Source organism: Pseudomonas sp. EU05-FHT14B02 (genome assembly GCF_058791055.1).
This window is the reverse complement of record NZ_JBYTDD010000003.1, coordinates 198,338-220,994: the sequence shown is the minus strand read 5'-3', so window position 1 is coordinate 220,994 and position 22,657 is coordinate 198,338. Positions and strand designations below refer to the sequence as shown.

The following is a 22,657-nucleotide window of genomic DNA, read 5'->3' as shown; positions in this document are numbered from 1 at the left end:
GTAGACAGTTGTAGTGGCCACTCAGTATCGTCCGAGGGTATTTAACCCTCGGCGATTGTATGGATACGGAAAAGAACAACAGCGATTGGAGTGACGAAGAGATTCAGGCTGCGGTCGATGCCTATCTCAGCATGCTTTCTCGCGAGCAGAACGGTCAGGCGATCAACAAGGCTCATGAAAATCGCGTTCTGCGCGAGGGTGCTTTGGCTGGTCGGACCAAAGGTTCTGTTGAGTTTCGGATGCAGAACATTTCTACCGTGTTGGTTGAACTCGGGCGTGATCGCATTGAGGGCTACAAACCCGCCAAAAATGTCGGCGCCAATGTTGCGAAGAGCATTCGTGAAGCACTCAATGCTCCAGGTCCTGTTACCCCCGAGGACTTTACCCCGACAGCGGACGAGGCGACGCTGGAGCAGCGAGCTGCAAAGCTTGAGCGACAACCGATTAAAGAAGAGCCGAAGGGGATTGAGAAACCAGAGCAAACTCAGTCCAGCGGAAAGTCGTATGTTCGCGATCCGGAAGTGAGAGCGTGGGTTCGCCAACAGGCTGAAGGTAAATGCGAAGGGTGTGGTGAGCCAGCTCCGTTTGAAAAATCGGGCAGGCCGTTTCTTGAGGTTCATCACGTTAAGCATTTGGCACAGGAAGGTTCAGATCGAACGAGTAATGCTGTCGCACTTTGCCCGAATTGCCATCGCCGCTGTCACCATTCGAGTGATAGAGAGGAATTCACCGCATCGCTTTATACAAAGGTGAAGCGGTTGAAACCCGAGTAACCGAGCGGAACATTAACCTGTGGCGAGGGGGCTTGTCGGAGCGCCGAACCGCCCCGTTTGGCTGCGCAGCAGTCGTCAATCCGCACAACTCGGTTTGCCTGATGCTCTCGAGTTGCAGTATTTGGGGCCGCTTCGCAGCCCAACGGGGGCAAGCCCCCTCGCCACAAGGTTGGTGCCTGGCTTGGTTGCTGCGTTGGTCTTGCGAATCGCGAGCTCGCTCCCACAAGGGTTCAGCGGCTGGCTTGGGAACGTCGGTGTTATCAAGGTCACGGGACTATCCTGCGGCCCTTTTCTTTGGTTGTGACCGCAGTTACGAGATCATTTCCCCAACCCACTAATCCGCCACGGACACACCGCCGCCCTAACCCCACTCGGCCCAACAATCTCCGGCGTCTGCCCCAACGACCTCGCACTCAACACACTCCCCACCCGCTCAATCAACTGATCAAACCCCAACGTCGCATCCTCCTGATGCAATTTGCGCAGTTGTTCAACCAGGGCATAGGTGAACGCGCCGTAGCTGTTGGACCCCACCTCATACTCATTAGCCTTTTCGTTCTCCCGCGCGGCGTAGAGCATCAGGGGCATGTAGGGCCCGTGGTGGCCGTAGAGTTTGGTTTGGCGTAGCAGTTGGGCTTTTTTCTCGGGGCGCAGGCCGGTGGCGGCGCCTTGGGTGGTGCGGGTGCGGGTGAGGCCGCGGGTTTTGTTGTCTTGTTCGCTGAAGTCGCGGCGGTCGGCGTCGGTAGCGTAGACGCGGCGGTCCCAGTCGCCAGCGTAGGGGTCCCAGCGCAGCATGCGGTGGCGGATGTCGCTGGGTGGGGTGATGCCGCGCACGCGGCCGTTGCCGCGGGTCATGCCGCCGGCGTAGCAGCAGTCGAACATGACGGTGAGTTTGGCGCCGTGGCCGTCCGGGTCGAATGGCAGGTGGCTGTAGAACTGGCGGAACAGTTTGTCGGTGAAGTGGGTGCTTTCGTCGTCCCAGTCGAAGTCGTGGAGCACCAGGGTTTCGTCCATGCAGTCGGCTTCGCCGCTGCTGCTGTAGACCGGCAGTTGAGTGCCGTGGCCGGAGTAGAACAATACGCGCTCGTCGCCGGCACGGGCGCCTTCCACCAGCCATTCGAGGCGTTCGACGAAGTTGGCCCGGGTCGCTCGGGCGTCGTGCAGCAAGCGGATGTCGCCGGCGTCGTAGCCGCTTTCCTGAAGCATGCGGCTGATCAGGTAAGTGTCGTTGATGCAGCCCTCGAGGCGTGCGCTCGGGTCGAGGTAGTCGTTGATGCCGACCACCAGGGCGCGACGTTTGCGTTGACCGCTGCGGGCCAGAAATGCCGGCACTTCCAGCGCTCGCGCCGCCACCACATCGCGGGCCAGTTGCGGCCACAGGCCGGTTTGGCTGGTGGGTGAGGACAAGTAGGCCTGGGCGGCGTGATTGAGGTCGAGCAGGTCATCACGCAGCGGCACGCTGAATTTGGTTTGCAGGTCGACCCGCGCTGAATCCGGTGAGGTGATCGGTCGGGTCAGCAAGCCGTCGTTGGGGTTGTGAAGGTGGAACCAACGGCGGATGCCTCGACCGTTTTCGCTCAGGCGCAGCACCCGCCCGCCCCACACTTCGCGCATCACCAGCGGCAGCGCGATCGGTGAGCCGAAGCTGACGAACACTCGGCCATCGATGCGCTTGAGTGCCGTACCTTTTTTTGCCACCGAGCGGCGCAGGGCGTCATAGCCGATCAGGCTGCCCAGCCCTTGGGCGAAGATGATCTGTGGATTGAATGCCTCGATCTTCTCCAACAGATGTTGAGTCAACGCAGTGCGCAACTCGGCGTCTTCGATCCATTGCACGATGGCGCCAACGGTGGTGCGCAACATTTGATTGACCGGCAGACCCCAACTGCCGAAGTTGTCGTCGGCCTTGCCCCTGGCGTCGGCGCTAAGCATCGCCAGGCCTCGGGTGATCTGGGCGAAGTCTGGCCCCTCCTTGAGTTGCTCGTCGAAGGACAGGAAGTCGATGTCCTGGTCATCGATGGGGCGACCGTTCTGTGCCAGTTGAGTACGGATCAATGAGCGCCACTGGTCCTGCCAGTTCGCATCGATGCCGCCCTGCCCCTGGCCGGCTGGCGTGAAGCCGACACCAGGCAGGCACAGGACGCGCAGCCGTGTTGGTGCAACTTCCGCTCCCGGCTCCGCCAAGGCTTTGCTGGCAGGCAATGCAACGGGGCGAACGGCTTGCCCTTGGGCGGTGACCATCAAATCCTGCAAGCGCCGCAGTTTCGCCTCCAGGCTGTCCGCACTGGGCGCGGCAGGCGTGAGCGCGGCCTGAGCCGGGTCAGCCAGGGCGCGGCTGCGGTTGCCGAGAAAACCACTGACCCATTGGGCGCTGCTCTTCCAGATCTGCTCTGGATCGAGGCCGTCGAGGTAACCGGTGGCGCTGTCCACCACTTGCCGACTCTGGGTCGCCAGCTCCGACTCGATCAATGGCAACCCGACGCGACTGGGCACCACAGTGGCCGCCAATTTTGGCGCAGCCGTTACACCCGGTGCAGCGCACCAGATAGCTGCGTTGCCGAAGTGCTGCGCCGCGACCACCCGTGGGCCGAGGGCACTGCGCGGCAATTTGAAGTGATCGCAAAGAAACGCCAGCAGGCTGGTGTGATCGTAATGCTGGGCCTGGACGTTGCCCGTCCAGGGAATCAAGCCTGGCTTGAGCCACGGCGACGCCAGGATCGCCGGCACCCGAACGCCGAGGCGGGTGAATGGATTTTTCCATGGGACATCGGCCGTTGAACCGGTCGCCACGCAAGTCGGCGGCACCACGTGGTCATGGAAGCCGCCATGCTCGTCGTACAGCAGCACGAACAGGGTTTTGTTCCAGACAGCGGTGTTGGCCGACAAGGCGTTGAACACCTCACCGACAAATTGATCGCCGAAGCGCAGGTCTTCAGGCGGATGATGCGACACATTGGGCCCGAGTTTGCCGTTGAGCAGGCCATAGCTCGGCTCGATCCAGGACAGTTCGGGGAGCCTGTTACCGGCGACGTCCGACTTGAAGTCATCGATGCTCAGGTGCTGAAAACCACCCTTGACCAGCGCCGCCAGCGGGATCGCGCCATCGGAATAAATCCGCGCGTCGTGGCCGTTGTTGCGCAGCAGCGAAAAAATACTCTCGCCGCCGAACTGTGCAATCAGGCTTTTGATGCCGGCCAGCACCGTGCCCGTGGAAGGCATCAGCAGGTGACCATTGCAACTGCCGAGCATGGCAAAAAAACGGTTCGGCCAGGTGGGGCCCGGCACCGAGGAAAACCAGCGGTCGCACACGGTGAAGTTACGCGCCAAGCCGTGGATGGCCGGCAGCGTATCCTTCGCTGGCGTGGCGCCGAACGGGATGTAGTTCATCGCCCGTTGGGCCATGGACTGCGACCAGGTCTTGTACACCTTCAGGTCGCTGCGGGCCTTGTCGTAGGCGTCCTGGGCAAAGCCGGCGAGCGTAGGGTTGGCCGGACTGGTCTTGAAGGAGACGCCCAGTTGCTTCTCCACGTTGACGAACTCGTGGCCAAGGTCGAAACCCTCGCTGTTGTTCGGCGGCAACGCCGGAGGCAGAGGGGGCGGCGGCGCCCACAGGCTGTAGTTCTCCGGGAACTCCGATGCCTGGGTGATCACCGTCGAATTGCCATTGGCCAGCTTCAGCGGGTTGGTGCTGGGCGTCTTGCGGTTGATACCGTCACACGCGGCATTGATGCTTGTGTAATCCCCCAGCAAATGGTCGAACGAACGGTTTTCCATCATCAGCACGACGACGTGCTCAATCCCGGCGGGCCAGTTGTTCGGCATTTTTCGCTCCTTGATGTGAAGTCTCTATTACGATCTCGCGGGTTTCACGGCAATCTGCTCCCTTCATCTTCCCGCGCTCTTTCATCCACCTGATAGTTCGCCACATAACTCTCCACAGCCGTCCCAATCGTAGGAAAAAACGCTGACTCCCCCAACCGCGCAAACAACCCAAATCGCTTGAGCTTGTCCTTGACCGGGTCTTTCATCTCGGCAATGCACAACTCGATACCTGCCGCATGCAGGGTGTCGTCCAGTTCGGCCAGCATGTCGGCAGACGTCACATCGACGCTGGTGACCGGTTCTGCGGCAACCACCAGCCAGCGCACGGGTGTGGGAGATGCCGCCACCGCGTCCAACACTCGGTCGTTGAACAGTTCGGCGTTGGCGAAAAACAAGGGGGCATCCCAGCGAAACAGGACCAGGCCGGGAATCAGGCGTGCGTCGGGGTAGCGTTTGATGTCGTGGTAGCCCTTGACCCCATCGGCGCGGCCCAATACCGCGGAGTACGGGCGCCAGCCGTCCCAGAGGAATTCTATGACGGCAATCACGATGGCCAGGCCGATGCCCTCGATGGCGCCGAACACGGCCACGCCGACGGTGCAGACAATCGACAGCCAGCACTCCCAGCGCTGGATACGATAGATCCGGCGCAGGTCGGTGATTTCGATCAGGCCGATGGCCGAGGCGATCACGACCGCCGCCAGTGCGCTGGACGGTAAATGTTGCAGCAGGTCCGGCGCCACCACCAGCAGCAAGGCAACCGCCAGTGCGCCGACGACGCCGGTCATTTGGGTTTTGGCTCCGGCGGCTTCGGCCACGGGCGTGCGTGACGAGCTGCTGCTGATCGGGAAGCCTTGGAAAAAACCGGCCGCCAGGTTGGCAATGCCGAGGCCCACCATTTCCTGATTCGGGTTGACGTAGGTTCGGGTCCGCGCCGCATAGACGCGGGAGAGCACGCTGGTGTCGGCGAACGAGACGAGTGCGACGGCGCAACCGCCGATCAACACCGGGACGATGTCGGCGCTGGTGATCCAGGGGATGGCGAATCCGGGCAAGCCCTGGGGGAGCGAACCGAGGACCGACACACCGGCGCGCGTCGCAAGGTCGAGTACGCCCACGGCGACTGTCGCGCCAACCACGGCGATCAGGATGCCCGGCACTCGCGGCCATCGTTTGAGCAGCAGGATCACCGCCAGGGTGAGCCCGCCCACCGTGAAGGTGGTCCAGTTGACCTTCCCCTCCATCACCGCTGAGGCAATGGCCCCTATGTTGCTCAATGGGCCGTCGGACTCAATCGTAAAACCGAACAGCTTGGGCAACTGGCTGATCAAAACGGTCAGTGCGATGCCGTTCATGTAGCCGTAGCGGATCGGTTTGGACAGCAGCTCGGTGATAAAACCCAGGCGCGCGATACCAGCCAGGACACACACCGCTCCCGAGACGATCGCCATCATGCCCGCCAGGGCGACGGCTCGCTGCGGGTCGCCGCCGGAGAGTGGAATGATGACCGCAAGGATGACGGCTACGAGGGAGGAATCCGGCCCCATCACCAGAATTCGACTGGGGCCGAACAAGGCATAGAACAGCAGCGGAACGATGGTCGCGTAGAGGCCATAAATGCCGGGCACACCTGAAGCGACCGCATAGGCGATACCGACCGGCACCAACATCGTGGTCAGCACCAGGCCGGCCACGATGTCGTAACGCAACCATGCCGATTGGTATTCGCGCAGCATGCCCAAGCCCGGTAGCCAGCGGCGCCAACCGCTCTGTTCATCCCGGCGTGCTATCCGGCCCGGCTCCGGGAGGGGCGGTGAAGCATCTGAATGGCTCATGAAACCGCTCTCTTTGATGGACTGTGCAGACCCGGCGATATTGAAGTGATCTCAGTGTAGCTATTGCTTCGAATGCGCCATCACTGGAAGCTGTTCATCTAAAGGATTTGGAATCCGTCATGAAATTCGACCTCGCCTACTGCCTCAGCCTCAACGACAAGTTGTCGATCTATGACGTTCGGGATCTGAATTTCGACGAGACGATGGCGTTCGATTCGGCCAAGGAGCATTTCCAGTGCCCCAACGATGCCTGCCGTTTGGCGTTCGATGCGACCAATGAGCTGGGCACCTTCAACGCGAAGAATGTGAATTACGTGCGCACACCGCACTTCAAGAACCTGCCGAGTACGCGGCATGTCGAGGGGTGTCCTTACGCGAGCCTGAAAACGCCGGCGTCGGGTGTGGAGGATGCGGAAACGGATGACAGTCGCGAGGAACATTTCCCGTCGGAATTGTTACTGACTCGGCGTGAGTATGTGCGCAAGCCGTCCAGTCCGAAGGTCGTGGCGGATGCGGTGCGGGAAGAGTCGCTGCCGTCTTCGGCGCCAACCAACGTCGAGCAACCGGGCAGGGAATCGGCTCCGGACAAGACCAGCGTCTTCGCCCATCCGGTGGAGTGTTTCGTGTCGAACTTCGACGACAAGGATTTGCTAAAGCGCGTGCCGCTGAAGATTGGCGAGCACACCGCGCCTTACGGATCGTTTTTCAAGAAGATCGAGTACCTGCAAGACAACAAGGGGCTGATTTACTGGGGCAAGGTCAAGGAGATCAAGGACTACACCCAGAGCTTTCGCATCGATTTCGAGAAGAAGGTCTGGTTCGAGAAAAAGCCTTACTCGGTCAATGTCTACCTGAGCAAGAAACTCATCGACAGCTACCGCAAGCGCAAGGCGTTCCTGGAAGAGATCAAGCACGCCATCGAGAGCGGGCGGGAGTTGTACTGCTTCTTTTATGGCGTGACGCCCGAGTTGAAGCAGGTGCCGAGCAAGAAAAACACCGAGCAGACGTTCGGGGTGTTCAGCGCCAACATCGAGAATCTGGATCACTTCATCGTGCGGGAAGCGCCGGGGTTGGCGGGTAAGTAAGCGCAGCACCGTTCGTCTGCCTGAAACGACAAATCAAAAAATGCGTTTGATCCGGGCTCAAAACAACTGTACAAAAACACAGTGTATTTTGACCAACACTCTCGAGCCCGGAGAACACCATGGCCTCTCAAGCGATGAAAATCACCCTGGAACGTATCGCCCTCTTCCAATTCACCCCGGCCCACTGCGCCCAGGCCCGAGCGATGCTGGGCTGGAGTGTGGAAGAGCTGTCGCGGGAGTCCCGAGTCTCGGTGGAGGCTATTCAACGCTTCGAGGCACGCCAGGAGGTGCTGGATGTCACGCGCCTGGCGTTGGCCTATCGGCTTGAAGCCGAAGGCTTGGTGTTCTTCCCGGGGTTTGCGCCGGGTCGAGGGATGAACATCAAAGGCTCTACGCCGAATCCGGTTGGGCGGGCGGATTTTGCGATGGTGGAGTGAGCCAACTTATCGATTGACGATTATTCCCATTTAGGTATATTTTCACATGAGTACAAGGAAGCCACTCCTGTGGGTTAGCAGCAGTAAAAAAGACCTCAAGCAGATGCCTGCAGATGTACAGGACGTTTTTGGCCACGCTCTTGATCTGGCCCAAAGCAACAAGAAGCACCCAGATGCAAAACCACTGAAAGGCTTTGGTGGTGCCGGAGTCCTTGAGTTGATTGAGGACTTCGATACGAACACCTATCGCGCCGTTTATACCGTTCGTTTTGGTAATGCTGTTTATGTTCTGCACTGTTTTCAGAAAAAGTCGACCACGGGAATCAAAACCGCGCAGCACGACATCGATTTGATCAGGAAGAGACTTCAAGCGGCGCAGGAACACGCAAAAGGATCAGAACATGATTGAAATCGAAGAAGGCAGTGGCAACGTCTACGAAGACCTCGGGACACCGAACGCCAATGAAATGCGAGTCAAATCCCAATTGGCCGCAAAAATTGGCGAAATCATCAAGGCTCGTCATTTGACCCAGGTTCAGGCGTCTGAAATTTTAGGTCTGTCACAGCCCAAGCTATCTGAAATGTTGCGCGGTAAATTTCGTGGGATCAGTGAGGCCAAGATGATGGAGTGCCTGTTACTTCTCGGGCGTGATGTGCAAATCGTGGTCAAGTCGGCCCCGCGCTCACGCAAAGAGGGCCGAATTGAAGTGGTTTTTAGCTGAGGTCTACAACTCAACCAATCACTCTACGCGTTATGAGCGACCACCCGATCACACTCCTCTTCCACCGCCATCCACCACGCCCCACCACGCTGTGGATGCATCAGGTTGAACGCCTCGCCCATCTGCGGCGTGGTAATCGAGACGTTGCGTTCCCAGGCCAGGGCCAGGATGCGGTCGAAAGGTTCGTACCAGGCGTGCATCGACAGGTCGAACGTACCGTTGTGGATTGGCAGTAGCCAGCGGCCCTTGAGGTCGAGGTGAGCTTGCAGGGTTTGTTCGGGTTGCATGTGCACGTGCGGCCAGTCGACGTTGTAGGCACCGGTTTCCATCAGGGTCAGGTCAAACGGGCCGTACTGTTCGCCAATGCGTTTGAAGCCGTCGAAGTAGCCGCTGTCGCCGCTGAAGAAGAGGCGCGTGTCGCCGTCGATCATCACCCACGAGGCCCAGAGGGTGCTGTTGCTGTCGAACAGGCCACGGCCGGAAAAGTGCTGCGACGGGGTAGCGATGAACCGGATGCCATCGACTTCCGTACCTTGCCACCAATCCAGCTGGCGGACTTTGCTCGCGTCGATGCCCCACTTGATCAGGGTGTCGCCTACGCCTAGCGGGGTCAGGAAGTGTTTGGTCTTGTCCGCGAGCTTGAGCACGGCCGCATGATCCAGGTGGTCGTAGTGGTCGTGGGACAGGATCACCGCTTCGATCGGTGGCAATTGTTCCAGGCTGATCGGTGGCTGGTGAAAACGCTTGGGGCCGGCCCATTGCACCGGCGAGGCACGCTCGGCGAAGACCGGGTCAGTGATCCAGAATTTGTCGCGCAGCTTGAGCAACACCGTGGAGTGGCCCAGTCGATAGACGCTGTGGTTGGGCGCAGCGATCAGCGCGGCTTGAGTCAGGGCTTGCACTGGGACGGGCGCGCTCGGGCGGGTGTTTTGCGGTTTGTGGAACAGCACGTTCCAAAGGACGCCCATGGTTTTGCCAAAGCTTAAACGTTGAATCGGCGTAAAGTTTTGATACTGCCCTTGAGCCTGTCGGGACGCTTCGGGTGTGGAAGCGTTGTCCGCCGGGGAGGTTGAATTGGCCATGTCTGAATGACTCCAGAAAAACCGCGCATGACGCGATTCTCCGTTTTGGGACGATGAATGGCCAAAGCACGCACGCATCAGCCGGACTTTCTATTTTTGCTGGGCAGGGTTAACAAAACATTACACTGCACAGTGTAGTTTCAAGGTTGCATCAAAGTCGATGACAAGTAAACTGCTGAGTGTAATTCCCCTCTTCTTCCTGCCGAAGCGTACTTATGACAGCTCCACAGCGCCTCACCGACCGAAAACGCCAAGCGATCATTCAAGCCGCGATCAATGAATTCCGTGACAACGGTTTCGAGATCACCAGCATGGACAAGATTGCTGCCACTGCCGGCGTGTCGAAGCGCACGGTGTACAACCACTTCCCCAGCAAGGAAGAGTTGTTCGCCGAGATCCTCAATCAACTATGGACCCGGGTGACGGCAGAACAGGAAACGGCCTACCGTCCCGACCTGCCGTTGCGTGAGCAATTGCGCGGATTGCTGATGGCCAAGCTGCAAATGTTGGGCGATGACAATTTTCTCGACCTGGCGCGGGTGGCAATAGCGGCGACGATTCATTCACCAGAGCGGGCGCAGGATATGGTGGCGCGAATGGGCGAACGTGAAGAAGGGCTGACGGTATGGATTCGTGCCGCACAGGCCGATGGTCGGTTGAAAGCCATTGCCCCTGATTTTGCCGCACAACAGGTACAGGGGCTGCTCAAGTCGTTTGCCTTCTGGCCGCAGATTTCCATGGGCAAGCCTGGCTTGTCACCCGAAGTACAACACCAGGTGGCCGAGTCCGCGCTGGACATGTTTCTGGCCTGCTATCAGGTGTAATAAATGACAACGTCAACGGCGGTATCGAACGATTGATGGCGCTGATTTGAAGGGCACATTTGTTTCAGAATGAAACTGGCGCTGAACGGCTTCACGGCAGTTTCAGCGCCCGCCCCAACTCATCGAACAAGGTGACCACTGAGCGCAAGGCGCGGCAGTCGGGACGGGTCAGCAGCCACAGCGCGGTGTCGTATCCGTGCAGTGGTTCGCTCAGCGGCTGTAATCCGTCGCCGATCAAAAAGTCCGGCAACGCCGCTACACCCAGGCCGGCCCTGACCAACTCGGTCACCGACAGCATGCTGTTGCAGCGATAGCCAGGCGTTACCCCCGGCAAGGCTTGGCGACGCCAGGTAACGGTCGGGTGATCAGGCAGGAAGTCATCCGGGGCTATCCAGGTCAATGAGGCCAGGTCAGCGGTATTGACCGATTGCAGGTATCGCTCACTGGCGCACACGCGATAGGAAATATCCGCCAGCCGGCGTCCCACCAGATGCTCCGGTGGCGTGCGGGTCAGGCGCAGGGCGATATCGGCATCCCGACGGCTGAGGTTGGCAAAATCATTGGACGTGCTGAGCTCGAGGGTCAGCGCCGGATAGTTCGGCATGAACTGCGCCAGCGCTGGCAACAGCAAACCTTGCAGGACCGAATCGGTACAGGTCAGGCGCACGATGCCGCTGATCACTTCTCCACCCTGCTCCACACCAATGCGCGCCGCCTCCAGAGCCTGTTCAGCGCGCTCGGCCTGTTCCGCCAGGGACTGCGCAAGGGTGGAGGCCAAGTAACCGGCGCGGCTCTTTTCGAAGAGTTGCTGACCCAGTGCAGCCTCCAGCCGGCGAACCGCTCGAAACACCGTCGAGACATCCACCTTCAACAGCTGTGCAGCCCGAGCCAGAGAGCCGCCGCGTACCAGCGCGAGGATCAGGGCCAGGTCCGGGTAGTCCAGCCGATAGTGCGTTACTGCATTGATCACTTGGGAAAACGCCAATATTAAGTGCGTGAGCGCCAATCTATAGTGGGCGCCAGGAATCAACAAGTGCAGAGGCCCCACATGGAAACCCGCCCGATTCGCATCGCCCTGATCGGCGACTACGACCCGCAAGTCACCGCCCACCAGGCCATTCCCGTCGCCCTCGAAATGGCCGCTGAACACCGTGGCCTGAACGTGCAATGGCAATGGCTGGCCACCGATGAAATCCAGGTCGAGACACCGCTGCACAGATTCGACGGGGTCTGGTGTGTGCCGGCCAGTCCTTACCGGAGCATGGACGGTGCATTGCTGGCGATTCGTTTTGCCCGCGAACAGCGTCGACCTTTCCTCGGTACCTGCGGTGGTTTTCAACACGCGGTGCTGGAATATGCGCGCAACGTGCTGGGCTGGTCGGATGCCGAACACGGCGAGACAAATCCCGATGCCGCGCGGGCGCTGCTGACGCCACTGTCGTGTGCGCTGGTGGAAGCGGTCGATACGATTGATTTGCTTGAGGGTTCGTTGCTCGCCAAGGCGTACGAAAACACCGAGATTCGTGAAGGCTATCGCTGTCGTTTTGGTGTGAATCCGCAGTTCGAGGGAGAGTTGCTCAAGCGCGAACTACATGCCGTCGGCCACGATTCGGAACACGGACTGCGGGCGGTCGAACTCAGCGGTCATCCGTTCTTTGTCGCGACCTTGTTCCAGCCCGAGCGGGCGGCGCTCAAGGGCGTATTGCCGCCGTTGGTTGGCGCCTTTGTCGAAGCCTGTGCGGGGCGCTCGTCATGATCGCCGATACGCCAGCTGCGCCTTATTACGCGGTGATCTTCACTTCACTGCGCACCGAGGGTGACCAGGGTTACGCCGAAGCAGCCGCACGGATGCTGGAACTGGCCCGCGAACAGCCGGGGTTTCTCAGCGTGGAATCGGCACGGGGCGAGGATGGGCTTGGGATTACGGTGTCGTACTGGGCCAGTGAGGCGGCCGTCCTGGCGTGGAAGCATCATCCTGAGCATGCGGCCATTCGCGAGCGTGGGCGCTCGACCTGGTATGCGCGGTGTCATACGCGGGTGTGCAGGGTTGAGCGGGCTTACGGATTCAATCAGTAACTGATTTAGAGTTCTTCAGGCCGCCATCGCGAGCAAGCTCGCTCCCACATTTTGATCCCGGTCGGTCACAACATTTGTGCGCGACAAAGATCTACTGTGGGAGCGAGCTTGCTCGCGATGGGGCCCGTCAATTCACCGCAAAAACTCACCCCTGAACCAGACTGCGAACCGCCGAAATCTCCGGCACTTCCCGCCGGTTCATATACACCCGCAACGGCTCGGTGATGTTGATCCGGTCATCGATGTTCTGGTCCAGCAGCAGCTGGATCAATTCACGCTTGAGCGTCATGACCTGCCCGGGCCCCGCGACCCAGACGAATTCGCTGACAGGGATGATGCCGTCGTCCGCCACGTCCATGCCAAACGAGTCTTCGCTGAAGCGCACGATGTAGTGCCCGGTCTTGCGGTTGAGGCCGACGAAGCCTTTGAGTTGGTCGGCAGCCTGGCAGATGAGCTGGGAAGTGATGCGCATGGTAAACCCCGCAATGTTGATCATTGGTTTACACGCAGGGCCTGCGTTTCCCTCTGCCGGGGAAATTGCAGGGCCCCAGCGTACTGCAAACGGGCGCACAAAAGCGCTGACGAAAATCAGCTTTCGACAGGTTTATGTCGGTCTGGCGATAGCGCCTGCAACGATGAATTGTTAAAAGGGACCGCTCATTTATTGCGAAAGGATCTCGACCATGCCCGCAACCTTTACTAAAAGCGCCCTGTTATTGAGCCTGTTGCTCGCCCTCGGCCATGCACAGGCCGCCAGCGAACCCGGTCCCGCGGCACTGGCGACCCGCTTGGACATTCCGCATCCAGCGGTGATCGCCCACCGTGGCGCATCATTCGATGCGCCGGAATCCACCGCCGCCGCCTACAAGACTGCCCGCGATCTGGGCGCCGACTACCTGGAACTGGATCTGCAGCGCAGCAAGGATGGCGTGCTGTTTGCCCTGCACGACAACAACCTGCAACGCACCACCGACGTCGCCAGCAAATTCCCCGAGCGCAAGGACAGCCCCGCCAATGCGTTCACCATGGCCGAACTGAAAACCCTGGACGCGGGCAGCTGGTTCAATACGGCGTACCCGGATCGCGCACGTCCCGCCTTCGCGGGCCTGAAAATTCTGACCCTTGATGAAATCATCGACATCGCCGAGGGCAACAGCCTGCACAAGCCCGGCCTGTACATCGAGACCAAGGAGCCCAAGCAGTTCCCCGGCATCGAGCGCGACCTCAAGGAAAAACTTCAGGACCGGGGCTGGCTGAGCGCGACTGCTTCGAAACCGGCAAAAAACGAGCTGGCGGTCGGCCAAGGCAAAGGCAAGGTGGTCCTGCAGACTTTCGAGAAGAGCAGCCTCGAACTGCTGCAAAAAGAGATGCCGACGGTGCCGAAGATCCTGCTGCTGTGGGTCGGTGAAGGCAGTATCGAGCCCAAGTCCAAGGTGACATTTGCCGAGTCCGGCGAAAAGGACAAAGCCGCTTACTACGCCAAACAGCAACCGAAGGACAAAGCCGAATTCCAGCACTGGGTCGACTACGCCAAGGCCCAGGGCGCCATCGGCACCGGCCCGTCCGCCGCACTGACCCAGGGTGGCGACCAGAGTTACTCGGATCTGGTGCAACCCTGGATGAACCAGTACACCCATGACCAGGGCCTGCTGGTGCACGTCTACACCATCGACGATGCGGTGGACTACCAGAAAGTCATGGACGCGGGAGTCGACGGCATTTTCACCAATCGCGCCAGTGAGTTGTTGAAGTTCTATAAACGCCCGGCGGCGAGTGTTGCGCAGGCGCTACAGAACAACGGGTATTGATCCAGAATTGCGGCGAACACACATTCCCACAGGGATTGATGCAGGACACGTTGAGGGATTTAAGGGTGGATTAAGTTACACAGGTTAACCTGATCTCACTTAAACAGATCACCCAAGGAAAGAAGCCCATGAAGACCCTGACTGCATTGTTTACCGCTGCAGCCCTGACCCTCACCGCCGGCCTGGCCCAGGCCGATGTGCGAGTCGATCAGATCCCGCAACTGGTCAAGGATGGCAAGATCAAGCCACTGGAAGACTTGAACAAGATCGCGCTGGATCTACATCCGGGTGCAACGATTACCAAGACCGAGCTGGACAACCACTTCAACGGTTACGAGTACGAAGTTGAACTGCGTGACGCCAAGAACGTCGAGTGGGATGTGGACATCGATGCCTCCAACGGCAAGGTCCTGGAAAACAAACAGGACACGTAATCCCCAAACAAACAAAAGCCGCACGATGGGAACATCGTGCGGCTTTTGCGTTTTCGGGATTCAAGCGCTCAGGCGCGCCGTCACCTCGTTCAACTGTCCCGACAAGCCGTGCAGGTTGCTACTGGCCGCTTCAGTGCGCTGCACGTTGTCCAGGTTGGTGCTGGCGATGCTGGTGATCTCGGTGAGGTTGCGCGAGATGTCTTCGGCCACCGAGGTCTGCTCTTCGGCGGCAGTGGCGATCTGGCGGTTCATGTCGCGGATGGCTTCCACGGCCAAGGTGATGCGTTCGAGCATGGCGCCGGCCTCGGTCACTTGCTGCACGCTCTGTTCGCTGCGCGACTGACCGCTTTCAATCGCCTGGGCCGCTTCGATTGCACCGGTCTGCACAGTCTGGATGATCTGGTTGATCTCGATGATCGACGCCGCCGTGCGCTGGGCCAGGCTTCGCACTTCGTCGGCCACCACAGCGAATCCGCGTCCGGCCTCACCGGCGCGGGCCGCTTCGATGGCTGCGTTGAGTGCCAGCAGGTTGGTCTGTTCGGCGATCCCGCGAATCACCTCCAGAACCTTACCGATGCGTCCGCTGTCGGTTTCCAGTTGGCGGATGACCGTGGCGGTGTTGGCGATTTCGCCGCGCATCTGGGTGATGGTGTGGATGGTGCCCTGCATGACTTTTTCGCCCTGCTGGGCGGACTGGTCGGCATCGTCTGCAGCCCGCGCCGCTTCGGCGGCATGGCGGGCCACTTCTTGTGCAGTGGCGGACATTTCGTTCATCGCCGTGGCCACCTGATCGGTGCGGTTGAACTGCTCGTTGGTGCCGCCGGCCATCAGGGTGGCGATCGAGTTCAACTCACCGCTGGCGCTGTCCAGGTCCGACGCGCTGCGCTGCAAACGGCTGAAGGTTTCGGCGAGGAAATCGCGCAGGGTGTTGGCGGCGATCGCCAGTTTGCCCAACTCGTCCTGACGGGTGCTGGCCACGCGCTCGGCAATACGCCCTTGGCTGAGTTGCGCCACGTATTCGATCAGTTTGCGGATCGGCTCGACCAGGTTGCGGTTGACCAGCCACAGGCTCAGCAGGCCGATCAGTACCCCCGAAACCAGCATCACGACCAGCCCCAGCAACACCGTGCGCTCGGCACTGGCGCTGATCAGTGTCGATTGCTCGGCGCCCTGCTTGCGCAACTCGCTGACCAGTTCACTCATCTGATCGCTGGTTGCGCGGTCCACACCCTTGACCGCCGCGTCGCCCGCCACTGGGTCACCACCGGCGGCCACGAACGTGTCCCGACCCTTCTGATAGGCCGCGCCCAACAGGCGATGTTCATCTCGCAAGCGCTCGATGCGGCTCTTGAGTTGTGGCTCGATGCCCTTCTTCGCAGCCAGTTCGCCAAGGATGTTTTGCACATCGCGCTGACGCCCCTCGAATTGCCCCCAGTATTTGCTCAGGTCCGCCGGTTGCTTGCCGCGCAGCAGGACGTTTTTCCATTCCTGCACCTGCACCTTGAATTGCAGGTTGGCTTCATCGATCAATTGCGAGGTGTGCAGCGGGCCTTCGATCAGATTGGCGTAGTTCTGCACACCGTTGGACAGGAAGTGAAAGCACGCCAGGGCGATCAACAGCATCGCCAGCAGGCTGCCGCTCAACAGGGCGAGAATTTGTGCTCTCAGGGACTTTTGCAAAAGCATCGCAGGGTACTCATGACAGGAATGGGGCACGCCCGTTAAGGCGTGAAAAGTGTCCGGACATCCCTGTCTGCGGTCCCGGCCCAGGCCGGCGGCGCGCAACCTAACCCAAGCGTGATCGGCTAGACAGAGCGGTTCTTGAGAAAATCCAGACCGCCGGTAGAACAATTTTTTGCGTTGTTTTCCTGTCACAAAAACGTCATTCCCGCTTGCGATGATGCCGCTCAAGTGAACCTGTAAAACATGTGACAGGCGCCTCCCCTTGCGAGTCCTCATGAACCACAGCATCGATCAAAGCCATCGCGACACGGATCTGTTCGGCCTGCTTTACGGTTTCAGCTTTCGCCCCGGTGAGGCCGGTCGGGAAATCAATTCCGCCGAGGCCCTGCAGTACCTGCAACAGCCGCAAAGCGATGAGCAATTTCTCTGGCTGCACCTGAACCTCGCCCACGCCGCGTGCGAGCGCTGGATGAAAAGCCATCTGGAATTGCCCGAGGAATTTTTCGAAGCGCTGCACGAAGGATCGCGTTCGACGCGCATCGAACATGTCGACTCCGCGTTGTTGGCTGTGGTCAACGATGTGGTGTTCAACCTCAGCAACATGGTCTCGTCAGATGTCTCGACCCTGTGGGTGTGTGCCCGCAGCCAATTGATCATCAGCGCCCGCCTGCAACCGCTGCACTCGGTGGACAAATTGCGCTCGTCGGTGAAGGCCCGGGAGTGCTTTCGCTCCCCGTTGGAGCTGCTGGTGCATTTGCTGCGAGACCAGGGTGAGGTGCTGACCCAGATCGTGCGCAAGACCAGTCAGAGCGTGGATCAGATCGAAGACCAATTGCTGTCCTCGCGGCTGTCGACCAACCGCGCTGAACTGGGCGCCAATCGCCGGGTGCTGGTGCGTTTGCAACGGCTGCTGGCGCTGGAACCGGGCTCATTGCTGCGCCTGCTCAACCGGCCGCCGCAATGGCTGCAAAAGGAAGACGTAAAGGAGCTGCGCAAATCCACCGAGGAGTTCGCGCTGATCATCAACGACCTCACGGCGCTGGGTGAGCGGATCAAGCTGTTGCAGGAAGAGATCGCCGCCAACATCAACGAACAGACCAACCGCACGCTGTTCACCTTGACGGTAGTGACGGTGCTGGCGCTGCCGATCAACATCATCGCCGGTTTCTTCGGCATGAACGTCGGCGGCATTCCGCTGGCGGATGACCCCCAGGGTTTCTGGATCCTGGTGGCGCTGGTCGCGACCTTTACCGTGATTGCGGGGCGCTGGGCGTTTCGCAAGCAGCAGGATTATTGAGTCCCCGTCCTCACCTGACACACTGATCAACTGTGGCGAGGCGGCTTGCCCCCGTCGGGTGGCGCAGCCGCCCCAGCACTCGGTCATTCAAACCGGACTAGCAGGATTGAGGACTGCTCTGCAGCCGAACGGGGCGGTGCGGCGTTCCGATAAGCCCGCTCCCACAGGGTACAAGTTCGAAGCACATCATCCCGGCGGGTTTTCCCGTCGGGATTTTTTCGTCCAGCGGCACGGCATTTGCTCGCGAACTCAAGGGCTGCGCTTTATTGACGCACAACTCGTCCGGCAGCCCTTCAGTTTGCCAGCGTGGTGCCGACTCATAAGACACTCGATGTATTCAGGAGAGGAACCGTGAATCTGTACATCAATCAGCTGCAACAGAAAGCTGACTTTAAAGAAGCCATTTACGCGGGCGATATTTTCCTGAACACGCAGTTACGCGCCGCCAAAGAACTCTGTGCCTTTGCCCAGGAAAGCATCACGGCGGCCTTCGATGGCGAGACCAACCATCAGGCGCTGCACACGCTGATGCCGGTGGAAGAGTTCGTGGTGCTGGTGACTCGGCTCAAGGGCCAGTTCACCAACAGCCTGCGTGCCAAGGAGCTGATCCGCAGCTTCACCGACGAAATCGGTGCCGCTCCCGAGGAGTTCATTTTCGACGTCCCGCGCATCCGTGTCGTACCCAACTACGACTACCTGCACGCTGGCGTCAGCTACGCCTACAAACCCCATCGCGATACCTGGTACGGCGGTGTCGACTGCCAGATCAATACCTGGATGCCGGTCTACACGATCCAGCCTGACCAGACCATGATGATCAACCCGGCCTACTTCGACGCCCCGGTGAAAAACACCTCGGCGCAGTGGAGCCTGTCCGACTGGATCGGCGTGCAACGCCAGCGCGCCAAGGACAACGTCAAGGAAGAGGCGCGCCAGCACCCGGTGCCCACCGAAGCGATCAACAGCGCTTCTGAACTGCGCATCGCCGGCAACACCGCCGAGATGCTGGTGTTCTCGGGTTCGCACCTGCACGGCACCGTTCCCAATTACACGCAACAAACCCGCTTCAGCGTGGACTTTCGCCTGATGCACCTCGACGACCTCAAGCACCAGCGCGGCGCGATTAACGTCGACAGCGCCTGCCCGGATGTCGGCGCCGGCTTCAAAGACTACTTCCACGTCCACGACTTTTCGAATTTCCGAGGAATCCCGCAATGACCAAGCGTCGCATCACGCCCGCCGAGGCCCAGTACAACGAAACCCGTACCAACGTCCTGAAACGGGTCGATGCCGAATACGTGGCCGACGCTCCGTTCGTCTTCGCCAACCGCATTGGCGTGACTGCCGCGTTGTCGCGCATGGAGCTGTTCAAGAAGGTCGCGCAAGTGCCGGGCGCCATCATTGAGTGCGGCGTGTACAAGGGCAACTCGTTGATGCTCTACATGCACTTGTCGATGATTCTCGAACCGTATGCGATCAACCGCTCGATCGTGGGTTTCGACACCTTCGAAGGCTTCCAGAGCATCGACAAGAAAGAAGACCCGGCCGACGTCAACGAAACCATGTTCGCCGACACCGACCAGTCGCTGATACAGGACATGATCGACGCCAACGACCTGTTGCGCCCGGTCAACCGCATTCCGCGCTGCGAACTGGTCAAGGGCGACATCGTCAAGACCGTACCGGAGTGGGTCAAGACCCGTCCGGACCTGGTCGTGGCCATGCTGATCCTCGACACCGACCTGTATGAGTCGACCAAAGTCGCGCTGGAAACCTTCCTGCCGTACATGCCCAAAGGCGCGATCGTGGTGCTCGACGAAGTCGCCTACCGCAACTTCCCGGGCGAAACCAAGGCCTTGCGTGAAGTGCTCGACCTGAACAAGATCGAACTCAAGCGCCTGCCGTTCGATTCGTGCGTGGGTTACTTCCACGTTTGACCTGGTGCAAAACCTGTGGGAGCGAGGCTGCTCGCGAAAGCGGTCTGACATTCAGCAATGACGTTGACTGACACGCCGCCATCGCGAGCAAGCTCGTTCCCATAAAAACCGGTTCAAACACGACTCAGCAAACCTCACGAGTCACCAGCATCCGCTCCCGAACTACGTCATATACCCAGTGGTAGACGTAGGTGTACGGCAGGAAGAACAGCAACACACCGATATCCAGCACGAACGCCTGCCACAGGCTGACATTCAGCCACCAGGCGATCAGCGGCACGCCGAGGGCGACCAGTCCGCCTTCGAACAACAACGCATGCACCATGCGAACCCAGGCGTTGTGTGCGATGGCGAGGCGCTTGAGCAGCCGATCGAACATACCATTGAAGACCACGTTCCAGGCCAGGGCCAGGCCGGCGATGAGGATGGTGACCATGCCCATTTCCAGCATCGGTTTCTTCATGATCCAGGCCAGCAATGGGGTACAGATCAGGATGGCCAGCAGTTCGAAGCCGATGGCTTGAAAAATACGTTCAGTAATGGATTTGTTGGCACTCATGGCCGAACTCCCTTGGGTGACTGTGGTTGCCATGATCCATCACTACACCGATACTTCATAACCAATAACCATCGATCAAGGCGATAGTTCATGGCTTCTCACGAAGTGTTGCTGGCGTTTGTCGAAGCAGCGACCCAAGGCTCGTTTTCCGCCGCGGCGCGCAAATTGGGCCGCAGTCAGTCGACCATCAGTGCGGCGGTGGCCAGCCTGGAAATCGACCTGAACCTGACGCTGTTCGACCGCAGCAGCCGCAAGCCCGGCCTGACCCCGGCCGGACACGTCATGCTGCAACGGGCCGAAGACATCCTGGCCGCCACCAGCCGCCTGGAAATAGCCGCCAGCCAACTGTCCCAAGGGGTGGAAGCGAAGCTGACGGTGGCGCTGTCCGATACCTATCAGTCGGACCGCTTCGAAGCCGCCCTCAGTGCCTTCGAGCAGCGTTACCCGGACCTGGAGCTCGAGTGCCTGATCGCCGAATGCGACGACCTGATGTCCCTGGTGCAAAGCGGCCGGGCGCAGATTGCCTTCGCCGAAATGCAGGACAGCTACCCGCCGGACCTGGTCAGTTCGACGGTGGACGAGCGCACGGAAATCGCCTTGTTCGTGTCCCCGACACATCCTTTGGCGACGTTGGACCACATCGACCGGGACGTACTGCAGCAACACCGCGAACTGCGTCTGGCCACCATCATCAATCCCTATGAAAGCCGGGCGAAGGGCCGCGTCTGGTCGGCGCCAAGTTACCTGATGCTGCTGGAAATGGCCCAGGGCGGATTCGGCTGGGCGCCGTTGCCCCGCTGGCTGGTCGAGCGATTCGGGCCTGGTACGTTGCAGGAACTGGTGGTGCGCGGCTGGCCGAAAACGGTGTCGGTGGATGCGTTGTGGTCGCGGCTGAATCCGCCGGGGCCGGCGGGGAGCTGGTTGCTGGGCAAGATGCTGGAGTGAAGGTCCTCCGGCCCTTATCGCGAGCAAGCTCGCTCCTACAGGTCATTGTGGGAGCGAGCTTGCTCCGGGCGGCGATCCGACGATGAGGCCAGAACGGCCACATCAATCCAACGCCTTGAGCCGCCCTTCGATAAACCGCCGCTCCGGCTCTTGCCGGGTCAACGCCAGCGCCCTCTCCCACGCTGCCCGCGCCTCTTGCTTGCGGCCCAGTTGCCAACAGAATTGAGCCCGCGCCGAATACGCCAAGTGGTAATCGAGCAGTTCTCCCCGCTCCAGAATGGCGTCGACCAGCGTCAGCCCCGCCAGTGGACCATCGCGTTGCGAAATCGCCGCCGCACGATTCAACTCGATCACCGGCGACGGCACCGCCCGCAGCAGGACGTCATACAGACCGACAATCTGCGGCCAATCGGTTTCTACCGCCGTCGGGGCTTCGGCATGCACCGCCGCGATCGCCGCTTGCAGGCAATAAGGTCCGAATCGTCCCATGGTCAGCGCCCGCTCGACCAGCGCGCAGCCTTCGCTGATCAACCCGGCGTCCCACAGCGAACGGTCCTGTTCGTCCAGCACAATCAACTCGCCGCTCGCGGAGGTCCTGGCCGGGCGGCGCGACTCGTGCAGCAGCATCAACGCCAGCAAGCCCATTACCTCCGGTTCCGGCAGCAGCTCCACCAGCAACCGCCCGAGTCGGATCGCTTCGCGGGTCAAATCCTCACGAATCAGTTCTGCCCCGATGGACGCCGAGTAGCCCTCGTTGAACACCAGGTAAATCACCCGCAATACACTGTCCAGGCGCTCGGGTAGCTCAGCGAGTGTCGGCACTTGATAAGGGATTTTCGCATCGCGGATCTTCGCCTTGGCGCGCACGATGCGCTGGGCGATGGTAGCCGGGGCCGAGAGAAAGGCCCGGGCGATTTCTTCCGTGGTCAGGTCGCAGACTTCCCGCAGCGTCAGCGGCACTTGCGCGTCTGCCGCCAGGGCCGGGTGGCAGCAAGTGAAGATCAGCCGCAGGCGATCGTCTTCCACGTCTTCATCACTCCAGTCGGCCTGCTCCAGTTCCTCCAGTTGCGCGACCAGCAAGGGCTGCGACGCGGCAAAGCGTGCGCGCCGGCGCAGAGCATCGATGGCCTTGAAGCGCCCGGTGGACACCAGCCAGGCCCGCGGATTGTCCGGCACGCCGTCACGCTGCCAGCGTTCGACCGCGATGAAAAACGCCTCGTGCAAGGCCTCTTCGGCGAGGTCGAAATCACCCAGCAAGCGAATCAGGGTCGCAAGAATCCGCCGCGACTCTTCGCGATAAACCCGCTCGACCTGCGCCTGAACCGGCAGCCCCGGCAT

Annotated in this window: 22 protein-coding genes; 14 read left to right on the top strand and 8 right to left on the bottom strand. The window is 60.1% G+C overall.

Going from position 1 to position 22,657, the window contains the following annotated elements:
• Nucleotides 1-59: 59 nt before the first annotated feature.
• Nucleotides 60-773: an HNH endonuclease gene (locus AC3WTM_RS04810; protein WP_102670290.1), complete on the top strand. Its 714-nt coding sequence runs from the start codon at nt 60-62 to the stop codon at nt 771-773.
• A 318-nt stretch (nt 774-1,091) separates the two neighbouring features.
• On the opposite strand, the gene AC3WTM_RS04805 is transcribed toward AC3WTM_RS04810, so the two are convergent.
• Nucleotides 1,092-4,595: an alkaline phosphatase family protein gene (locus AC3WTM_RS04805; protein WP_102670291.1), complete on the bottom strand. Its 3,504-nt coding sequence runs from the start codon at nt 4,593-4,595 to the stop codon at nt 1,092-1,094.
• Nucleotides 4,596-4,639: 44 nt separating this feature from the next.
• Entirely contained in the window at nt 4,640-6,430 is a 1,791-nt protein-coding gene (locus AC3WTM_RS04800) for a SulP family inorganic anion transporter (RefSeq protein WP_102670292.1), read from the bottom strand.
• A 119-nt stretch (nt 6,431-6,549) separates the two neighbouring features.
• Between AC3WTM_RS04800 and AC3WTM_RS04795 the strand changes: the two genes are divergently transcribed.
• The 4 genes from AC3WTM_RS04795 to AC3WTM_RS04780 all read left to right on the top strand — a co-directional run bounded on the left by AC3WTM_RS04795 (nt 6,550) and on the right by AC3WTM_RS04780 (nt 8,674).
• Entirely contained in the window at nt 6,550-7,515 is a 966-nt protein-coding gene (locus AC3WTM_RS04795) for a hypothetical protein (protein WP_102670293.1), read from the top strand.
• 119 nt (nt 7,516-7,634) lie between these two features.
• Entirely contained in the window at nt 7,635-7,952 is a 318-nt protein-coding gene (locus AC3WTM_RS04790; RefSeq protein ID WP_102670294.1) for a helix-turn-helix domain-containing protein, read from the top strand.
• Nucleotides 7,953-7,998: 46 nt separating this feature from the next.
• Nucleotides 7,999-8,361, top strand: coding sequence for a type II toxin-antitoxin system RelE/ParE family toxin (locus AC3WTM_RS04785; protein WP_102670295.1), 363 nt, complete (start codon nt 7,999-8,001; stop codon nt 8,359-8,361).
• Nucleotides 8,354-8,674: a helix-turn-helix domain-containing protein gene (locus AC3WTM_RS04780; RefSeq protein ID WP_102670296.1), complete on the top strand. Its 321-nt coding sequence runs from the start codon at nt 8,354-8,356 to the stop codon at nt 8,672-8,674. The genes AC3WTM_RS04785 and AC3WTM_RS04780 overlap by 8 nt, the downstream gene beginning before the upstream one ends.
• A gap of 23 nt (nt 8,675-8,697) precedes the next feature.
• Here AC3WTM_RS04780 and AC3WTM_RS04775 read toward each other — a convergent pair whose 3' ends face one another.
• Entirely contained in the window at nt 8,698-9,756 is a 1,059-nt protein-coding gene (locus tag AC3WTM_RS04775; RefSeq protein WP_102670297.1) for an MBL fold metallo-hydrolase, read from the bottom strand.
• Nucleotides 9,757-9,971: 215 nt separating this feature from the next.
• Between AC3WTM_RS04775 and AC3WTM_RS04770 the strand changes: the two genes are divergently transcribed.
• Nucleotides 9,972-10,580 (top strand): TetR/AcrR family transcriptional regulator, encoded by a 609-nt coding sequence (locus AC3WTM_RS04770; RefSeq protein ID WP_102670298.1) that lies wholly within the window; start codon nt 9,972-9,974, stop codon nt 10,578-10,580.
• A gap of 91 nt (nt 10,581-10,671) precedes the next feature.
• On the opposite strand, the gene AC3WTM_RS04765 is transcribed toward AC3WTM_RS04770, so the two are convergent.
• Nucleotides 10,672-11,613, bottom strand: coding sequence for a LysR family transcriptional regulator (locus tag AC3WTM_RS04765; RefSeq protein ID WP_102670369.1), 942 nt, complete (start codon nt 11,611-11,613; stop codon nt 10,672-10,674).
• Between the two features lie 15 nt (nt 11,614-11,628).
• Here AC3WTM_RS04765 and AC3WTM_RS04760 point away from each other — a divergent pair, with 15 nt between their 5' ends.
• Together AC3WTM_RS04760 and AC3WTM_RS04755 are read left to right on the top strand one after the other, a co-directional pair.
• Nucleotides 11,629-12,336 carry a CTP synthase C-terminal region-related (seleno)protein gene (locus AC3WTM_RS04760; RefSeq protein ID WP_102670299.1) on the top strand — a complete coding sequence of 236 codons (708 nt, stop codon included), beginning with the start codon at nt 11,629-11,631 and terminating at the stop codon, nt 12,334-12,336.
• On the top strand, nt 12,333-12,656 hold the full coding sequence (locus AC3WTM_RS04755) for an antibiotic biosynthesis monooxygenase family protein (RefSeq protein WP_102670300.1): 324 nt from the start codon (nt 12,333-12,335) through the stop codon (nt 12,654-12,656). The genes AC3WTM_RS04760 and AC3WTM_RS04755 overlap by 4 nt, the downstream gene beginning before the upstream one ends.
• Nucleotides 12,657-12,801: 145 nt before the next feature.
• Here the strand turns inward: AC3WTM_RS04755 and AC3WTM_RS04750 are convergent, their stop codons facing one another.
• Nucleotides 12,802-13,128 carry a DUF2025 family protein gene (locus AC3WTM_RS04750; RefSeq protein WP_102670370.1) on the bottom strand — a complete coding sequence of 109 codons (327 nt, stop codon included), beginning with the start codon at nt 13,126-13,128 and terminating at the stop codon, nt 12,802-12,804.
• 211 nt (nt 13,129-13,339) lie between these two features.
• Between AC3WTM_RS04750 and AC3WTM_RS04745 the strand changes: the two genes are divergently transcribed.
• Together AC3WTM_RS04745 and AC3WTM_RS04740 are read left to right on the top strand one after the other, a co-directional pair.
• On the top strand, nt 13,340-14,464 hold the full coding sequence (locus AC3WTM_RS04745; RefSeq protein ID WP_102670301.1) for a glycerophosphodiester phosphodiesterase: 1,125 nt from the start codon (nt 13,340-13,342) through the stop codon (nt 14,462-14,464).
• 128 nt (nt 14,465-14,592) lie between these two features.
• The gene (locus tag AC3WTM_RS04740; protein WP_057713587.1) at nt 14,593-14,898 is read left to right on the top strand and encodes a PepSY domain-containing protein; all 306 of its coding nucleotides are present in this window, start codon (nt 14,593-14,595) and stop codon (nt 14,896-14,898) included.
• Nucleotides 14,899-14,958: 60 nt separating this feature from the next.
• On the opposite strand, the gene AC3WTM_RS04735 is transcribed toward AC3WTM_RS04740, so the two are convergent.
• Entirely contained in the window at nt 14,959-16,584 is a 1,626-nt protein-coding gene (locus AC3WTM_RS04735; RefSeq protein WP_102670302.1) for a methyl-accepting chemotaxis protein, read from the bottom strand.
• A 271-nt stretch (nt 16,585-16,855) separates the two neighbouring features.
• Between AC3WTM_RS04735 and AC3WTM_RS04730 the strand changes: the two genes are divergently transcribed.
• From AC3WTM_RS04730 to AC3WTM_RS04720, 3 genes are all read left to right on the top strand, one after another.
• Nucleotides 16,856-17,878 (top strand): transporter, encoded by a 1,023-nt coding sequence (locus tag AC3WTM_RS04730; protein WP_090457368.1) that lies wholly within the window; start codon nt 16,856-16,858, stop codon nt 17,876-17,878.
• Between the two features lie 351 nt (nt 17,879-18,229).
• On the top strand, nt 18,230-19,096 hold the full coding sequence (locus AC3WTM_RS04725; RefSeq protein WP_090457369.1) for a hypothetical protein: 867 nt from the start codon (nt 18,230-18,232) through the stop codon (nt 19,094-19,096).
• Entirely contained in the window at nt 19,093-19,815 is a 723-nt protein-coding gene (locus AC3WTM_RS04720; protein WP_102670303.1) for a TylF/MycF/NovP-related O-methyltransferase, read from the top strand. Before AC3WTM_RS04725 ends, AC3WTM_RS04720 begins: the two co-directional genes overlap by 4 nt.
• Nucleotides 19,816-19,939: 124 nt before the next feature.
• On the opposite strand, the gene AC3WTM_RS04715 is transcribed toward AC3WTM_RS04720, so the two are convergent.
• Nucleotides 19,940-20,374, bottom strand: coding sequence for a multidrug/biocide efflux PACE transporter (locus AC3WTM_RS04715; protein WP_102670304.1), 435 nt, complete (start codon nt 20,372-20,374; stop codon nt 19,940-19,942).
• Nucleotides 20,375-20,464: 90 nt separating this feature from the next.
• Between AC3WTM_RS04715 and AC3WTM_RS04710 the strand changes: the two genes are divergently transcribed.
• Nucleotides 20,465-21,319 carry a LysR family transcriptional regulator gene (locus tag AC3WTM_RS04710; RefSeq protein ID WP_057713582.1) on the top strand — a complete coding sequence of 285 codons (855 nt, stop codon included), beginning with the start codon at nt 20,465-20,467 and terminating at the stop codon, nt 21,317-21,319.
• A gap of 102 nt (nt 21,320-21,421) precedes the next feature.
• On the opposite strand, the gene AC3WTM_RS04705 is transcribed toward AC3WTM_RS04710, so the two are convergent.
• On the bottom strand, nt 21,422-22,657 hold the full coding sequence (locus AC3WTM_RS04705) for an RNA polymerase sigma factor (RefSeq protein ID WP_102670305.1): 1,236 nt from the start codon (nt 22,655-22,657) through the stop codon (nt 21,422-21,424).

Bases quoted from the DNA above. Each gene is read 5' to 3' on its own strand.
- AC3WTM_RS04810 (WP_102670290.1), top strand. From the start codon at position 60: ATGGATACGGAAAAGAACAACAGCGATTGGAGTGACGAAGAGATTCAG.
- AC3WTM_RS04805 (WP_102670291.1), bottom strand. From the start codon at position 4,595: ATGCCGAACAACTGGCCCGCCGGGATTGAGCACGTCGTCGTGCTGATG.
- AC3WTM_RS04800 (WP_102670292.1), bottom strand. From the start codon at position 6,430: ATGAGCCATTCAGATGCTTCACCGCCCCTCCCGGAGCCGGGCCGGATA.
- AC3WTM_RS04795 (WP_102670293.1), top strand. From the start codon at position 6,550: ATGAAATTCGACCTCGCCTACTGCCTCAGCCTCAACGACAAGTTGTCG.
- AC3WTM_RS04790 (WP_102670294.1), top strand. From the start codon at position 7,635: ATGGCCTCTCAAGCGATGAAAATCACCCTGGAACGTATCGCCCTCTTC.
- AC3WTM_RS04785 (WP_102670295.1), top strand. From the start codon at position 7,999: ATGAGTACAAGGAAGCCACTCCTGTGGGTTAGCAGCAGTAAAAAAGAC.
- AC3WTM_RS04780 (WP_102670296.1), top strand. From the start codon at position 8,354: ATGATTGAAATCGAAGAAGGCAGTGGCAACGTCTACGAAGACCTCGGG.
- AC3WTM_RS04775 (WP_102670297.1), bottom strand. From the start codon at position 9,756: ATGGCCAATTCAACCTCCCCGGCGGACAACGCTTCCACACCCGAAGCG.
- AC3WTM_RS04770 (WP_102670298.1), top strand. From the start codon at position 9,972: ATGACAGCTCCACAGCGCCTCACCGACCGAAAACGCCAAGCGATCATT.
- AC3WTM_RS04760 (WP_102670299.1), top strand. From the start codon at position 11,629: ATGGAAACCCGCCCGATTCGCATCGCCCTGATCGGCGACTACGACCCG.
- AC3WTM_RS04755 (WP_102670300.1), top strand. From the start codon at position 12,333: ATGATCGCCGATACGCCAGCTGCGCCTTATTACGCGGTGATCTTCACT.
- AC3WTM_RS04750 (WP_102670370.1), bottom strand. From the start codon at position 13,128: ATGCGCATCACTTCCCAGCTCATCTGCCAGGCTGCCGACCAACTCAAA.
- AC3WTM_RS04745 (WP_102670301.1), top strand. From the start codon at position 13,340: ATGCCCGCAACCTTTACTAAAAGCGCCCTGTTATTGAGCCTGTTGCTC.
- AC3WTM_RS04740 (WP_057713587.1), top strand. From the start codon at position 14,593: ATGAAGACCCTGACTGCATTGTTTACCGCTGCAGCCCTGACCCTCACC.
- AC3WTM_RS04735 (WP_102670302.1), bottom strand. From the start codon at position 16,584: ATGCTTTTGCAAAAGTCCCTGAGAGCACAAATTCTCGCCCTGTTGAGC.
- AC3WTM_RS04730 (WP_090457368.1), top strand. From the start codon at position 16,856: ATGAACCACAGCATCGATCAAAGCCATCGCGACACGGATCTGTTCGGC.
- AC3WTM_RS04720 (WP_102670303.1), top strand. From the start codon at position 19,093: ATGACCAAGCGTCGCATCACGCCCGCCGAGGCCCAGTACAACGAAACC.
- AC3WTM_RS04715 (WP_102670304.1), bottom strand. From the start codon at position 20,374: ATGAGTGCCAACAAATCCATTACTGAACGTATTTTTCAAGCCATCGGC.
- AC3WTM_RS04710 (WP_057713582.1), top strand. From the start codon at position 20,465: ATGGCTTCTCACGAAGTGTTGCTGGCGTTTGTCGAAGCAGCGACCCAA.
- AC3WTM_RS04705 (WP_102670305.1), bottom strand. From the start codon at position 22,657: ATGCCGGGGCTGCCGGTTCAGGCGCAGGTCGAGCGGGTTTATCGCGAA.